Source organism: Pseudomonas mohnii (genome assembly GCF_900105115.1).
GTDB classification, from domain to species: domain Bacteria; phylum Pseudomonadota; class Gammaproteobacteria; order Pseudomonadales; family Pseudomonadaceae; genus Aquipseudomonas; species Aquipseudomonas mohnii.
This window is the reverse complement of sequence record NZ_FNRV01000001.1, coordinates 3,897,414-3,912,114: the sequence shown is the minus strand read 5'-3', so window position 1 is coordinate 3,912,114 and position 14,701 is coordinate 3,897,414. Positions and strand designations below refer to the sequence as shown.

Genomic DNA, 14,701 nt, shown 5'->3' with positions numbered 1-14,701 from the left:
TCAGCGTCTCGCTTCAATCAGAGTTTCGACTTGCGCCAATCGCTCGTGAGTGCCGACATCGACCCACTGCCCGTTCAGCCGTTCGCCGGACACTTGCCCGCTCGCCATAGCCGAGCGCAGTAATGGTGCCAGTTTGAACGCCCCGGCAGAGCAGCCTTCGAACAACTGCGGATGCAGCACCGCGATACCGCTGTAGGTCAGCGTGGGCGCATCCGCTTGACTGTCGCGCACCTGCCCGTCGATCAATTGAAAATCCCCGGCCGGATGATGGGCCGGGTTGTTCGCCAGTACCAGGTGAGCCAGACCGACAATTGGCTGATGCAACACGCTGAAGTCGTAATCGGTCCAGATATCCCCATTGACCACCACAAAAGCCTCATCACCCAACAACGGTAAAGCGCGGAAAATCCCGCCTCCTGTTTCCAGCGGTTCTCCTTCCGGCGAGTACTGGATGTGCACACCGTATCGCGAGCCATCGCCCAGATAGTCTTCGATCTGCTGGCCCAGCCAGGCATGATTGATCACGATATCGTCAAACCCTGCCGCCGCCAGGGCCCGCAGGTGATACTCGATCAGGGGCACCCCGCCTGCACGAACCAGCGGCTTTGGCGTGGTCAGCGTCAGGGGGCGCATGCGCTCGCCCTTGCCCGCTGCCAGAATCATTGCCTTCATGCCTTGACTCCAGCACGCAGACTGGCCAGCAAAACGTCCAGCTCAGCCAACTCCGGACGACGCGCGATCACGGCGTCTATATAAGCAAAGAATCGCGGCACATCAGACAGGTAACGCGGCTTGCCGTCGCGGTGACAGATGCGGGCGAAGATGCCGATCACTTTCAGATGTCGTTGCACGCCCATCAAATCACTGGCGCGCAGGAAATCTTCGAAATCGGGCTGAACCGGAATATCCAACGCCCGGGCCTGCTGCCAGTAACTTTCCAGCCAACCATGCACACGCTCCTCGGGCCAACTGAGAAAGGCATCCTTGAACAGGCAAGTCACGTCATAAGTCACCGGACCATAAACAGCATCCTGGAAGTCCAGCACGCCGGGATTCGGTTCGCTGAGCATCAGATTGCGTGGCATATAGTCACGATGTACGAGGACTTTCGGCTGGGCCAGTGCGCTGTCGATCAACAGATCGCTGACCTGCTGCCAAAGCACTTGCTGCGCGGCGTCGAACTCGATGCCCAGCTCGCGCTTCACGTACCACTCCGGGAACAGTTCCAGTTCGCGACGCAGCAGCGCCACGTCATAACTCGGTAGTGGCGCAACCATCGGCAACTGCTGAAACGCCAGCAGTGCTTGCAGCGCATCGGTGAACAAATCGTCGGCGTTTTCGCTGTCGATGACATCCAGATACGTCTTGTTGCCCAAGTCATTGAGCAAAAGAAAACCACGCTCGAGGTCCTCGGCATAAATTTTCGGCACATTTATTCCGGATTTCGCCAGTAAAAAAGCGATATCCACGAAGGGTTTGCAGTTTTCCTGAGGCGGCGGGGCATCCATCACGATGAAACTTTTACCTGCACCTTCCCAACGAAAATAACGCCGGAAACTCGCGTCGCTACTGGCCGCGGTCAACGTGGCCGGGGGTACGGCACCCCAACCCTGTTCTGTATAAAGGTTTGCCAATTGCTCATCGAGCCAAACTTTCAGGTGTTGCAAACGTACATCTTGGTCAGGCATTGCAAGGGTCTCCGACGGCGCTAGCCGTCAAGCGGGTCATGCTTTATTATCCAGCATCTTTTTCAGACCATCGAGAGGCGTGCGGCCCACACCGCGGGCAGATGGCACGCAGGAAGCCCGGACTAATAAGATGGCATTGAAATCCCCCGCGTTTCGTAAAAAATTTCCGTTGTTGGTAACCGGCAGTATGCTGGCCTTGCAACCTCTAGCCACTTCCTTCGTGGTCGCTGCGGAACAGTATGACTGCTCAGTCTCTGCTTCGGGTGCCTGGGCATGTGCGCCAAAGGCGCCGGCGGCAGCCTTGCCACCGCGTCCCGTGCATGAAGGCAGCGCAGTCAGCGCCACTGGCGAGACCCCGTCACAGGAAGGCACCAGTGAAGACACCGGCGCCAAGCCTGTGCTCGTGACCGAGTCCAAGGGGCGCGGCCTGAAGTCGCGTAGCGAAGACTATAGCCACCTCGACTGGGTTCCACGCGATCAGCTCACAGCGGCGCAATTGGCAGAAACCGGTCCTTATTGCTCTGGTTCCTATATCGAACCGATTCGTCCTGGCATGAATGACAAGACGAATAAAAGTGACGCGCCAACCTTTATCGGCGCGAAAGCCTCTCGCTACAAGCAAGATGAACAAGTCGCCACCCTGGCCGGTGACGTGGTCATGCGCCAGGGCAGCATGCAGGTCGAAGCCGACGAGGCCAACCTGTACCAGGCCGAGAGCCGTGGCGAACTCAGCGGCAATGTCCGTATCCGCGACAACGGCGCACTGATCGTAGGCGATCACGCCGATGTGCAGCTCGACACCGGTGAAGCCAAGGTCGATAACGCCGAATACGTAATGCACAAGTCCCGTATTCGCGGTAACGCGCTGTACGCCAAACGTGCCGAGAACGCGATCATCCGCCTCAAGGATGGTACGTACACCACGTGCGAACCGAACAGCAACGCCTGGCAGCTCAAGGGCAACAACATCACCCTGAACCCGGCCACCGGCTTCGGTACTGCGACCAACGTGACACTGCGGGTCAAGGACATTCCAGTCCTGTACACGCCGTACATCTATTTCCCGATCGACGACCGCCGCCAGTCCGGCTTCCTGCCGCCGACCATCGGCACCGGCAGCGATACCGGCTTCATGCTGGTGACACCGTACTACTTCAACCTGGCACCGAACTACGACGCCACGTTGTACCCGCGCTACATGGAAAAGCATGGCTTGTTGATGGAAGGCGAGTTCCGCTACCTCACCAAGTCCAGCGAAGGCCAGTTCGGTGCTGCGTACCTCAACGACGAGGATACCGAGCGCAGCAAGCAGACCGATTACGAGAAAAACCGCTACATGTACAACTGGCAACACAAGGGCGGCCTCGATTCGCGAGTCTTCACGCAAGTCGATTACACCAAGATCAGCGATCCTTATTACTTCCAGGATCTGCAGACCGACCAGATTGGTGTGAAAAGCGCAGACTATGTGAACCAACAAGGCTCCGTCACCTATCGTGGCGACAGCTACACCGCCCGCGTGAACGCCCAGGCTTACGAGCTTGCAACCGTTTCGAACATCACGCCGTATGACCGTCTGCCGCAGATCACCTTCGACGGTGCACTGCCGTATCATCCAAACGGCCTGAATTTCACCTATAACACTGAAGTCGTACGGTTCGATCGCGACCTGAAAAATGGCACATTCACCGATGAAGACGGCAATGTGTCGCCGCGACTGGACACCAACGTTCAAGGTCTGGCACGCGCCAACGGCGATCGCCTCAATCTTGCACCGGCCGTAAGCCTGCCGCTCGACTGGACTTATGGTTTCCTGAAGCCAACGCTCAAGTACCAATACACCCAGTATCAACTGGACCTGGACAGCATCGGCAAAAGCCAGATTGCTGCGCAGACACCGGAACAGGATCAGCTCAATGGCACCTTCGGCAGCAACCAGAATCGTGGCGTGCCGATTGCCAGCATCGACAGCGGCCTGTACTTCGATCGCAACACCCAATGGTTCGGCAAGAACTATCGTCAGACCCTTGAGCCGCGCTTGTTCTACTTGTACGTGCCGGAAAAGGACCAGGAAAACATTCCGGTGTTCGACACCAGCGAATACACCTTCAACTATGCGTCGCTGTTCCGTGACAACCGATTCTCGGGTTCCGACCGCGTCGGTGACGAGAACAAGCTGTCCCTGGGCGTGACCAGCCGCTGGATTGAAGATAACGGCTTCGAGCGTCAACGCGTCAGCGTCGGTCAGGCCCTGTACTTCAAGGATCGCGAAGTCCAGTTGCCGGGCATCGATGCGAAAACCCGTCAGGATGCACATTCGAACGTTTCGCCTTACGCACTGGATTACGAATATCGCTGGAACCGCGATTGGCGCACGACGGCCGATTACAACTGGGACCCGGACAGCCGCAGCCCTCGCTCGGGCAGCGCGATGTTCCACTACCAGCCTGAAGACAACCCGAACAAGGTCATCAACGCCGGCTATCGCTATCGTAATGACCAGGTCCGTTATGACCAGAACACCGGTAAATGGCAGGTGGGCGGCGGTGACTATGGCACCCCGGGTCAGCCTGGCTACGTGAAGGATTACTACAAAATCCAACAGCACGACTTCTCGGTAATCTGGCCAGTCGTGCCGCAATGGAACGCCATCAGCCGCTGGCAGTATGACTACAACCGTAACCGTACCCTGGAAGCCTTCGGTGGTTTCGAGTACGACAACTGCTGCTGGAAACTGCGCCTGATCAACCGTTACTGGGTTTCCTACGACGAATTCAGTCAGGAAGCACCGCAAAACGAAAAAGGCGACCACGGCGTATTCCTACAAATCGTTCTGAAGGGACTCGGCGGCCTCACCGGCGCCAAAGTAGAGAGCTTCCTCGACAAAGGCATCCAAGGTTATCGTGAACGTGAAGACCAAGCTTTCTGATTGTCTGCGCCCGCTGCTGCTGGGCGCGCTGTTCCTGGGTACCGCGGCCAACGCCGCGGTACAGTCCATCGATAAAGTGGTGGCCATTGTCGATAACGATGTGGTCATGCAGAGCCAACTGGACCAGCGAGTCCATGAAGTTCAGCAAACCATCGCCAAGCGCGGCACCGCCGTGCCACCGGCCAGCGTGCTGGAGCAACAGGTGCTCGAGCGCCTGATCGTCGAAAACCTGCAACTGCAGATCGGCGAACGTTCCGGCATCCGCATCACCGATGAAGAACTGAACCAGGCTGTCGGCACCATTGCCCAGCGAAACAACATGTCGGTCGATCAATTCCGCGCCGCGCTGACTCGCGACGGCGTGTCATATGACGATGCACGTGAACAGATTCGTCGCGAGATGGTGATCAGCCGCGTGCGTCAGCGTCGTGTGGCTGAGCGCATCCAGGTCTCCGAGCAGGAAGTGAAGAACTTCCTGGCGTCGGACCTCGGCAAAATGCAGCTGTCCGAAGAGTTCCGCCTGGCCAACATCCTGATTCCTACGCCAGAAAGCGCCAACTCTGACGCGATTCAGAATGCTGCCAAACAGGCTGATGCGATTTATCAACAACTCAAGCAAGGCGCCGACTTCGGTCAATTGGCCATCGCCAAATCCGCCAGCGAAACCGCACTGGAAGGCGGCGACATGGGCTGGCGTAAAGCCGCTCAACTGCCACCGCCGTTCGACCGCCTGCTGAGCACCATGGCGGTCGGCGATGTGACCCAGCCGATGCGTACGCCGGGCGGTTTCATCATCCTGAAGATCACCGACAAGCGTGGCGGCGAGACCCAGGTACGTGACGAAGTGCATGTGCGCCATATCCTGGTCAAACCAAGCCCGATTCGCGACGAGGAAAAAACCAAGGCCCTGGTTCAGTCGCTCTATACCCGCATCGAGGCGGGCGAAGACTTCGGCGAACTGGCGAAAAGCTACTCGGAAGACCCGGGTTCCGCCCTCAACGGTGGCGACCTGAACTGGATCGACCCGAGCGTTCTGGTCCCGGAATTCCGCGAAGTGATGTCCAAGACCCCGCAAGGTCAACTGTCCAAGCCGTTCAAGACTCAATACGGCTGGCACGTCCTGGAAGTCCTTGGCCGCCGCGCCACCGACAACACCACCCAGGCTCGCGAGCAACAAGCGATGACCGTACTGCGTAACCGCAAATACGACGAAGAGCTGCAAACCTGGCTGCGTCAGATCCGTGACGAAGCGTATGTTGAAATCAAACTCCCTGGCGCGAACCAGGCAGCGCAGTGAAACCCAAACGTTTTGCGCTGACACCCGGTGAACCAGCCGGCATAGGTCCCGACCTGTGCCTGCTGCTCGCCTCGCAAGCCCAGCCGCACCCCCTGATTGCCATTACCAGCCGCGACCTGCTCCTCGAGCGGGCCGCGCAACTGGGCGTGGCTGTCGACTTGCTGCCGGTCACTCCAGACGCCTGGCCAGATGCGCCCGCACCCGCCAACAGCCTGTATGTCTGGGATACCCCACTCAACGCCAAGGTCGTCGCCGGGCAACTGGACAAGGCCAATGCCGCTTTCGTCCTGGAGACCCTGACCCGCGCAGGCCAAGGCTGCCTGGACGGGCACTTTGCCGGAATGATCACGGCCCCCGTGCACAAGGGCGTGATCAACGAATCCGGGATCGCCTTTTCCGGACACACCGAATTCCTCGCCGACCTGACCCATACTGCGCAAGTGGTCATGATGCTCGCCACTCGCGGATTGCGCGTGGCCCTGGTCACCACCCACCTGCCCCTTCGCGAGATTGCCGATGCAATCACACCGGAGCGTCTGGAGCGGGTCACGCGCATTCTGCATGCCGATCTGCAACACAAGTTCGGCATTGCCCAACCACGGATCCTGGTATGCGGGTTAAACCCCCACGCCGGTGAAGGTGGACACCTGGGCCATGAAGAAATCGACATTATCGAACCCACATTAGAGCGCCTGCGCGGCGAAGGCATGGACCTGCGAGGTCCGCTGCCCGCCGACACTCTGTTTACCCCCAAATATCTGGAGCACTGCGACGCAGTGCTGGCGATGTACCACGACCAGGGCCTGCCTGTGCTGAAATACAAAGGCTTTGGCGCTGCAGTCAACGTGACCCTGGGCTTGCCGATCATCCGCACATCAGTCGATCACGGCACTGCGCTGGATCTGGCCGGTAGCGGCAAAATCGATACCGGCAGCCTGCAAGTCGCCCTGGAAACCGCCTATCAGATGGCCGAGACCCGTTTATGACCGAGCAATACCAACACCGGGCGCGCAAGCGCTTCGGCCAGAACTTTCTGCACGATGCCGGCGTTATCGACCGCATCCTGCGCTCCATCCACGCCAAACCCGATGACCGCATGCTGGAAATCGGCCCTGGTCAGGGCGCGTTGACCGAAGGCCTGCTCAACAGCGGCGCACAACTTGACGTGGTAGAGCTGGACAAGGATCTGATCCCGATCCTCAACCAGCAATTCGCCGGCAAGAGCAACTTCAACCTGCACCAGGGTGACGCGCTGAAGTTCGACTTCAACAGCCTGAACGCCGCGCCGGGTAGCCTGCGAGTGGTTGGTAACCTGCCGTATAACATCTCCACCCCGCTGATTTTCCACCTGCTAAACAACTCTCACTTGATTCGCGACATGCACTTCATGCTGCAGAAAGAAGTGGTCGAGCGTCTGGCGGCAGGGCCTGGCGGTGGTGATTGGGGCCGACTGTCGATCATGGTTCAGTATCACTGCCGTGTTGAGCACCTGTTCAACGTTGGCCCGGGCGCGTTCAATCCCCCGCCGAAGGTCGATTCGGCCATCGTGCGACTGGTGCCCCACGCCGTTCTGCCCCACCCCGCCAAAGACCACCGACTGCTCGAACGCGTCGTACGCGAAGCCTTCAACCAGCGCCGCAAAACCTTGCGCAATACCCTCAAGCTACTGCTGAGCAATGCCGAGATCGAAGCCGCTGGCGTCGATGGCAGCCTGCGTCCCGAGCAGCTCGATCTGGCCGCCTTCGTGCGCCTGGCCGACAAGCTCAGCGAACAAGCCCTACAGAAGCCTGCCGATATCTGACAGACCTGACGCGTCATCGGATAGGACACCAGCGCCCATGTCTGGTTTACTATCCGATACTTGGCCTAGACTGAACTCCATCAGCTACGCCCCGCGTTCCGCTTCGTTTTTAAGGCCTCTTGCATGTCCGATCCTCGTTATCAGGTCGACGTCAGCGTCGTCACCCGCTATCTGGCAGAACAATCGCAACCCGAACAAAACCGCTTTGCCTTCGCCTACACCATTACCGTGCAAAACAATGGCGAGTTACCCGCCAAACTGTTGTCACGGCATTGGGTGATCACCGACGGCGACGGGCATGTCGAAGAGGTTCGCGGTGCCGGTGTGGTTGGTCAGCAACCGTTGATCGCGGCAGGCAAAAGCCACACCTACAGCAGCGGCACGGTCATGACGACTAAAGTCGGGACCATGCAAGGCAGCTATCAGATGATTGCCGACGACGGTAAGCAATTCGACGCCATCATCGCCCCGTTCCGTCTAGCGGTCCCTGGAGCGTTGCACTGATGGCGACATATGCTGTCGGTGATTTGCAAGGCTGCCTTGAGGCGTTGCAATGCCTGCTCAAAAAAGTCGCCTTCGACCCGGAAAAGGATCGCCTGTGGCTGGTGGGCGATCTGGTCAATCGCGGCCCGCAATCACTGGAAACGTTGCGCTTCCTCTATAGCATCCGCGAATCGCTGGTATGCGTACTCGGCAACCACGACCTTCATTTGCTGGCCGCCGGCCAGAACATCGAACGCCTGAAGAAAGCCGACACCCTGCGCGAAATCATTGAAGCGCCCGATAGCGCCGATTTGCTGGACTGGCTGCGCCAACAAAAACTCATGCACTACGATGAGCAACGCAACGTAGCGCTGGTGCATGCCGGCATTCCGCCGCAATGGTCGCTGCGCAAGGCCCTCAAATGCGCTGCCGAGGTCGAAACGGCCCTGCGCGACGACAACCTGTTCGCGCCCTATCTCGATGGCATGTACGGCAACGATCCGGCGAAATGGGACAGCGACCTCAAAGGCGTGACTCGCCTGCGGGTGATCACCAACTATTTCACGCGCATGCGCTTCTGCACCGCCGACGGCAAGCTTGACCTCAAGAGCAAGGAAGGCCTGGACACCGCACCACCGGGCTACAAACCCTGGTTCCAGCACAAGGACCGCAAGACCAAGGACCTGAAGATTATCTTCGGTCACTGGGCCGCGCTGGAAGGCAAGGTTCAGGAGCGAGGCATCTCGGCCCTCGACACCGGTTGCGTCTGGGGCGGCGCCCTGACCCTGATGAATGTCGACACTGGCGAACGCCTGTCCTGCAAGTGCGACGAGCATGGCCATGCCGCCCTGCCGCCAGTCGCTTCACCCATTCCCGACACATCGCCAGCCAGCGCCCCGCGCTAGACTGCCTATTCAGCCGAGCCACAGGAGCCCGACATGAGCGAATTCAAACGTATCCCCCCTGAACAGGCCCAAGCCCTGCGCGAACAAGGCGCAGTGGTGGTCGACGTCCGTGATCCTGCAACTTTCGCGGCGCTGCACATCGCCGGCTCGAAGCATCTGGACAACCACTCCTTGCACGCTTTCATCCAGGGCGCCGACCTTGATGCCCCCACCGTGGTGGTTTGCTACCACGGCAATTCCAGCCAAGGCGCAGCCGCCTACCTGATCAGCCAGGGCTTCTCCGACGTCTACAGCATGGATGGCGGTTTTGAGCTGTGGCGTACGACGTATCCTTCAGAAACGGCGCAAGGCACCTCCGAATAATTTTTTTGTAACACGCAAGCCCCGGCTCCCGCGGGCTAGCGCGGTGGCAGACGAACGGTCTGCCACACATAATTACGCATCTCCCCTTTACCTCCCGAATAAGCAACTATCCTTAAGCGCAGGCCATCCAAAACAGGGGAGAGCCGGTACACCGGCGCGCGGGTCATCGGGAGTAGCTTTCGGAGTCGTCAGCTTCGAGAGAGTTCTGGGGGGTAAACAGCGACTGCCTGTGCGGTTGCTGCCAGCATCGACTGAGTGATCCGGCGTCGGCTCCACGTATCGAGCGAGGTGACGTCATGAGTATCTTTAGCCACTTCCAACAACGTTTCGAGTCCACACGCCAGGAAGAACTCACGCTGCAAGAGTATCTTGAGCTGTGCAAAAAGGACCGCAGCGCCTACGCTTCCGCCGCCGAGCGTCTGCTCCTGGCCATCGGTGAACCGGAACTGCTCGACACTTCGACCAATTCGAGGCTGTCGCGAATCTTCTCCAACAAGGTGATCCGTCGCTATCCGGCCTTTGAAGACTTCCACGGGATGGAAGAATGCATCGACCAGATCGTGTCGTATTTCCGCCATGCCGCTCAGGGCCTGGAAGAGAAGAAGCAAATCCTCTATCTGCTCGGCCCTGTTGGTGGCGGTAAATCATCCCTGGCCGAGAAGCTGAAACAACTGATCGAGAAAGTGCCCTTCTACGCCATCAAGGGCTCGCCGGTTTTCGAATCACCCCTGGGTCTGTTCAACGCCACTGAAGATGGCGCGATCCTCGAGGAAGACTTCGGCATTCCACGGCGCTACCTCAATACCATCATGTCGCCGTGGGCCACCAAACGCCTGGCCGAATTCGGCGGCGATATCAGCCAGTTCCGCGTGGTGAAACTCTACCCGTCGATCCTCAACCAGATCGCCGTGGCCAAAACCGAACCGGGAGATGAGAACAACCAGGACATCTCGGCACTGGTGGGCAAGGTCGATATCCGCAAACTGGAAGAGTTCCCGCAAAACGACGCCGACGCCTACAGCTACTCCGGCGCACTGTGCCGGGCCAACCAGGGCCTGATGGAGTTCGTCGAAATGTTCAAGGCACCGATCAAGGTGCTGCACCCATTGCTGACGGCGACTCAGGAAGGTAACTACAACAGTACCGAAGGTCTTGGCGCGATTCCGTTTACCGGGATCCTGCTGGCCCACTCCAACGAATCGGAATGGCACACCTTCCGCAACAACAAGAACAACGAAGCGTTCATCGACCGGATCTACATCGTCAAAGTGCCGTACTGCCTGCGGGTCAGCGACGAAGTGAAGATCTACGACAAACTGCTGTTCAACAGCTCGCTGGCCAAGGCCCATTGCGCACCCGATACCTTGAAGATGCTCGCCCAGTTCACTGTGCTTTCTCGGCTCAAGGAGCCGGAGAACTCTAACATCTACTCCAAAATGCGCGTGTACGACGGCGAAAACCTCAAGGACACCGATCCGAAGGCCAAGTCGATCCAGGAATACCGCGACAACGCCGGCGTCGATGAAGGCATGAACGGCCTGTCGACCCGTTTCGCGTTCAAGATCCTGTCGAAGGTCTTCAACTTCGACCCGCACGAAATCGCCGCCAACCCGGTTCACTTGCTCTACGTACTGGAACAACAGATCGAACAGGAACAATTCCAGGCGGAAACCCGCGAACGCTACCTGCGCTTCCTCAAGGAGTACCTGGCGCCGCGCTACATCGAATTCATCGGCAAGGAGATCCAGACCGCTTACCTCGAGTCTTACAGCGAGTACGGCCAGAACATCTTCGACCGCTACGTGCTGTACGCCGACTTCTGGATTCAGGATCAGGAATACCGCGATCCGGAAACCGGCGAAATCCTCAACCGCGTGGCACTCAACGAGGAGCTGGAAAAAATCGAAAAACCGGCCGGCATCAGCAATCCGAAGGATTTCCGCAACGAAATCGTCAACTTCGTACTGCGTGCCCGAGCCAACAATAACGGCAAGAACCCAACCTGGCTCAGCTACGAAAAACTGCGGGTGGTCATCGAGAAGAAAATGTTCTCCAACACCGAGGACCTGCTGCCGGTCATCAGCTTCAATGCCAAGGCCAGCAAAGAGGACCAGCAGAAGCACAACGACTTCGTCACACGGATGGTCGAGCGGGGCTACACCGACAAACAGGTACGACTGCTGTCCGAGTGGTATCTGCGGGTCAGAAAATCGCAGTAAGGCAGCCGCAAGCGGCAAGCTACAAGCCTCAAGCACACCGAACGGGGCGCTTGAGGCTGTTGGTGGCTCTGTTTGCCTTGAAAGCTTCAAGCTTGCCGCTTGAAGCTGGTTACTTGTAGCTGCCCGGAGGGCTCCCTATGAGCTATGTGATCGACCGACGTCTCAATGGCAAGAACAAGAGCACGGTGAACCGTCAGCGGTTTCTGCGGCGTTACCGTGACCACATCAAGAAGGCTGTCGAAGAGGCGGTCAGCCGGCGCTCCATTACCGATATGGAACACGGCGAGCAAATCAGCATCCCCGGCCGCGACATCGATGAGCCGGTGCTTCACCATGGTCGAGGTGGCAAACAGACGGTCGTGCACCCCGGCAACAAGGAATTCACCAGCGGCGAACACATTGCGCGCCCACCGGGAGGTGGCGGCGGTCGAGGCCCTGGCAAGGCCGGCAACTCGGGTGAAGGGATGGACGAGTTCGTCTTCCAGATCACCCAGGAGGAATTCCTCGAATTCATGTTCGAGGATCTTGAGCTACCGAACCTGGTCAAGCGCAACCTGACCGGCACCGACACGTTCAAAACCGTTCGCGCGGGCATCAGTAACGAGGGCAACCCATCGCGGATCAACATCATCCGCACCCTGCGCTCGGCTCATGCGCGACGAATTGCGCTGTCCGGCAGCAGCCGGGCGAAACTGCGCGAAGCGAAAGAGGAACTTCTGCGACTCAAGCAAGAAGAACCGGACAATTTCGGCGATATTCAGAAAATCGAAGCAGAAATTGAAAAACTCAGCGCGCGCATCCATCGCGTTCCCTTTCTCGACACCTTCGACCTCAAATACAACCTGCTGATCAAGCAGCCCAATCCCAGTTCGAAGGCCGTGATGTTTTGCCTGATGGACGTGTCTGGGTCCATGACTCAGGCGACCAAGGACATCGCCAAGCGCTTCTTCATCCTGCTGTACCTGTTCCTCAAGCGTAATTACGACAAGATTGACGTCGTATTCATCCGTCACCACACCAGCGCCCGCGAAGTGGACGAAGAAGAGTTTTTCTACTCCCGCGAAACCGGCGGGACCATCGTGTCCAGCGCCTTGAAACTGATGCAGGAGATCATGGCCGAGCGCTATCCGAGCAACGAGTGGAACATCTACGCCGCCCAAGCCTCCGACGGTGACAACTGGAACGACGACTCGCCGATTTGCCGCGACATCCTGATCAACCAGATCATGCCGTTCGTGCAGTACTACACTTACGTTGAGATCACCCCACGCGAACATCAGGCCCTGTGGTTCGAATATGAGCGCATCGCCGAAGCGTTCTCCGACACTTTTGCCCAGCAACAACTGGTCTCGGCCGGGGATATCTATCCGGTCTTCCGTGAACTCTTCCAGCGCAGGTTAGTGACATGACCGCCAAAGAGCAAAAGCGCCAACCCATTTCCACCGGCTCGGAATGGACGTTCGAGCTGATCCAGGCCTACGACAAAGAAATCAGTCGTCTTGCGGCTCGCTATGCGCTCGACACTTACCCCAACCAAATCGAAGTGATCACCGCAGAACAGATGATGGATGCCTACGCCTCCGTCGGCATGCCCCTGGGCTATCACCACTGGTCCTACGGCAAACACTTCCTCAGTACTGAAAAATCCTACAGCCGCGGCCAGATGGGACTGGCCTACGAGATCGTGATCAACTCGGACCCGTGCATCGCCTACCTGATGGAAGAAAACACCATCTGCATGCAGGCACTGGTCGTTGCGCACGCCTGTTATGGGCACAACAGCTTTTTCAAGGGCAATTACCTGTTTCGCACCTGGACAGACGCCAGTTCGATCATCGATTACCTGGTGTTCGCCAAGCAATACATCATGCAATGCGAAGAGCGCCACGGCATCGACGCGGTCGAGGACCTGCTCGATTCCTGCCACGCCCTGATGAACTATGGCGTCGACCGCTACAAACGGCCTTATCCGATCTCCGCCGAAGAAGAGCGTCGCCGGCAAAAGGACCGGGAAGAACATATGCAGAAACAGATCAATGATCTGTGGCGTACCATTCCCAAAGGCGCGGACAAATACAGCGACAAGGACAACGCACGCTTCCCCGCCGAACCTCAGGAAAACATCCTGTACTTCATCGAAAAACACGCACCACTGCTGGAGCCGTGGCAGCGGGAAATCGTACGGATCGTGCGAAAAATCGCCCAGTACTTCTACCCACAGCGTCAGACTCAGGTGATGAACGAGGGCTGGGCCACGTTCTGGCACTACACCTTGATGAACGACCTGTACGACGAAGGCTTGGTCACTGATGGTTTCATGATGGAGTTCCTGACGTCCCATACCAGCGTAATCTATCAACCGGGCTTCGATAGCCCGTATTACAGCGGGATCAACCCCTATACCCTGGGATTCGCCATGTACCGCGATATCCGGCGCATGTGCGAAGAACCAACGGAAGAGGATTACCGCTGGTTCCCGGACATTGCCGGCACTGACTGGCTGGCAGCCATCAAGTTCGCCATGAGCAGCTTCAAGGACGAGAGTTTCATCCTGCAGTACCTGTCACCCAAGGTAATCCGCGACCTGAAACTGTTCAGCATTCTCGACGACGACCAGAAGGACGCCCTGCTGGTCCCGGCCATCCATGATGAAGGTGGCTATCGAATCATCCGTGAAACACTGGCCGCTCAATACAACCTGGGCAACCGCGAACCCAACGTACAGATCTACAGCATCGACCGGCGCGGCGACCGCTCGCTGACCCTGCGTCACCAGCAACATGATCGCAAACCGCTGGGAGATTCCACTGAGGAAGTGCTAAAGCACTTGCACCGCCTCTGGGGCTTCGACATTCACCTCGAAACCTTGCAAGGCGATCAGGTGATGAAAACCCATCACGTTCCACCCAGAAACGAACATGGGGAGGGTGATTACGGCCGACTGGACTTGGCCGTCGTTCATCTTTGATCCAGTTTCGACCTCCGAAGGCCCGACGCAAAGGTTATCCTGTCGAGC

General features: G+C 58.1%; 12 protein-coding genes. 10 read left to right on the top strand and 2 right to left on the bottom strand.

Annotated elements, in window-relative coordinates:
- Both murU and BLV61_RS18080 read right to left on the bottom strand, forming a co-directional pair.
- A complete protein-coding gene (murU, locus tag BLV61_RS18085; RefSeq protein ID WP_047534128.1) occupies positions 1-672 on the bottom strand; it encodes an N-acetylmuramate alpha-1-phosphate uridylyltransferase MurU in 672 nt (223 codons plus the stop codon).
- Complete coding sequence (locus BLV61_RS18080; RefSeq protein ID WP_047534130.1) at positions 669-1,688, bottom strand: aminoglycoside phosphotransferase family protein; 1,020 nt, start codon at positions 1,686-1,688, stop codon at positions 669-671. Before BLV61_RS18080 ends, murU begins: the two co-directional genes overlap by 4 nt.
- Before the next feature lie 130 nt (positions 1,689-1,818).
- On the opposite strand from BLV61_RS18080, the gene BLV61_RS18075 reads away from it, so the two are divergent.
- From BLV61_RS18075 to BLV61_RS18030, 10 genes are all read left to right on the top strand, one after another.
- A complete protein-coding gene (locus BLV61_RS18075) occupies positions 1,819-4,617 on the top strand; it encodes an LPS-assembly protein LptD (protein ID WP_090466772.1) in 2,799 nt (932 codons plus the stop codon).
- Complete coding sequence (surA, locus tag BLV61_RS18070) at positions 4,592-5,914, top strand: peptidylprolyl isomerase SurA (RefSeq protein ID WP_177329335.1); 1,323 nt, start codon at positions 4,592-4,594, stop codon at positions 5,912-5,914. Before BLV61_RS18075 ends, surA begins: the two co-directional genes overlap by 26 nt.
- Positions 5,911-6,900: a 4-hydroxythreonine-4-phosphate dehydrogenase PdxA gene (gene pdxA, locus BLV61_RS18065; protein ID WP_047534133.1), complete on the top strand. Its 990-nt coding sequence runs from the start codon at positions 5,911-5,913 to the stop codon at positions 6,898-6,900. Before surA ends, pdxA begins: the two co-directional genes overlap by 4 nt.
- Positions 6,897-7,715, top strand: coding sequence for a 16S rRNA (adenine(1518)-N(6)/adenine(1519)-N(6))-dimethyltransferase RsmA (gene rsmA, locus BLV61_RS18060; protein WP_047534137.1), 819 nt, complete (start codon positions 6,897-6,899; stop codon positions 7,713-7,715). The genes pdxA and rsmA overlap by 4 nt, the downstream gene beginning before the upstream one ends.
- A gap of 123 nt (positions 7,716-7,838) precedes the next feature.
- Positions 7,839-8,219, top strand: a complete 381-nt coding sequence (gene apaG / locus BLV61_RS18055) for a Co2+/Mg2+ efflux protein ApaG (RefSeq protein ID WP_090466770.1) — start codon at positions 7,839-7,841, stop codon at positions 8,217-8,219.
- A complete protein-coding gene (locus BLV61_RS18050; RefSeq protein ID WP_047534143.1) occupies positions 8,219-9,103 on the top strand; it encodes a symmetrical bis(5'-nucleosyl)-tetraphosphatase in 885 nt (294 codons plus the stop codon). Before apaG ends, BLV61_RS18050 begins: the two co-directional genes overlap by 1 nt.
- Positions 9,104-9,136: 33 nt before the next feature.
- The gene (gene glpE / locus BLV61_RS18045) at positions 9,137-9,466 is read left to right on the top strand and encodes a thiosulfate sulfurtransferase GlpE (RefSeq protein WP_030130002.1); all 330 of its coding nucleotides are present in this window, start codon (positions 9,137-9,139) and stop codon (positions 9,464-9,466) included.
- A 296-nt stretch (positions 9,467-9,762) separates the two neighbouring features.
- Positions 9,763-11,685, top strand: coding sequence for a PrkA family serine protein kinase (locus tag BLV61_RS18040; protein WP_047534149.1), 1,923 nt, complete (start codon positions 9,763-9,765; stop codon positions 11,683-11,685).
- A 137-nt stretch (positions 11,686-11,822) separates the two neighbouring features.
- On the top strand, positions 11,823-13,094 hold the full coding sequence (locus BLV61_RS18035; RefSeq protein WP_007947798.1) for a YeaH/YhbH family protein: 1,272 nt from the start codon (positions 11,823-11,825) through the stop codon (positions 13,092-13,094).
- On the top strand, positions 13,091-14,653 hold the full coding sequence (locus tag BLV61_RS18030) for a SpoVR family protein (RefSeq protein WP_090466768.1): 1,563 nt from the start codon (positions 13,091-13,093) through the stop codon (positions 14,651-14,653). The genes BLV61_RS18035 and BLV61_RS18030 overlap by 4 nt, the downstream gene beginning before the upstream one ends.
- The last annotated feature ends 48 nt before the right edge of the window (positions 14,654-14,701 follow it).

Excerpts from the sequence above, each read along its gene's own strand:
- BLV61_RS18030 (WP_090466768.1), top strand. The coding sequence starts at position 13,091 with ATGACCGCCAAAGAGCAAAAGCGCCAACCCATTTCCACCGGCTCGGAA.
- rsmA (WP_047534137.1), top strand. The coding sequence starts at position 6,897 with ATGACCGAGCAATACCAACACCGGGCGCGCAAGCGCTTCGGCCAGAAC.
- apaG (WP_090466770.1), top strand. The coding sequence starts at position 7,839 with ATGTCCGATCCTCGTTATCAGGTCGACGTCAGCGTCGTCACCCGCTAT.
- BLV61_RS18040 (WP_047534149.1), top strand. The coding sequence starts at position 9,763 with ATGAGTATCTTTAGCCACTTCCAACAACGTTTCGAGTCCACACGCCAG.
- murU (WP_047534128.1), bottom strand. The coding sequence starts at position 672 with ATGAAGGCAATGATTCTGGCAGCGGGCAAGGGCGAGCGCATGCGCCCC.
- BLV61_RS18050 (WP_047534143.1), top strand. The coding sequence starts at position 8,219 with ATGGCGACATATGCTGTCGGTGATTTGCAAGGCTGCCTTGAGGCGTTG.
- BLV61_RS18075 (WP_090466772.1), top strand. The coding sequence starts at position 1,819 with ATGGCATTGAAATCCCCCGCGTTTCGTAAAAAATTTCCGTTGTTGGTA.
- BLV61_RS18080 (WP_047534130.1), bottom strand. The coding sequence starts at position 1,688 with ATGCCTGACCAAGATGTACGTTTGCAACACCTGAAAGTTTGGCTCGAT.
- BLV61_RS18035 (WP_007947798.1), top strand. The coding sequence starts at position 11,823 with ATGAGCTATGTGATCGACCGACGTCTCAATGGCAAGAACAAGAGCACG.
- glpE (WP_030130002.1), top strand. The coding sequence starts at position 9,137 with ATGAGCGAATTCAAACGTATCCCCCCTGAACAGGCCCAAGCCCTGCGC.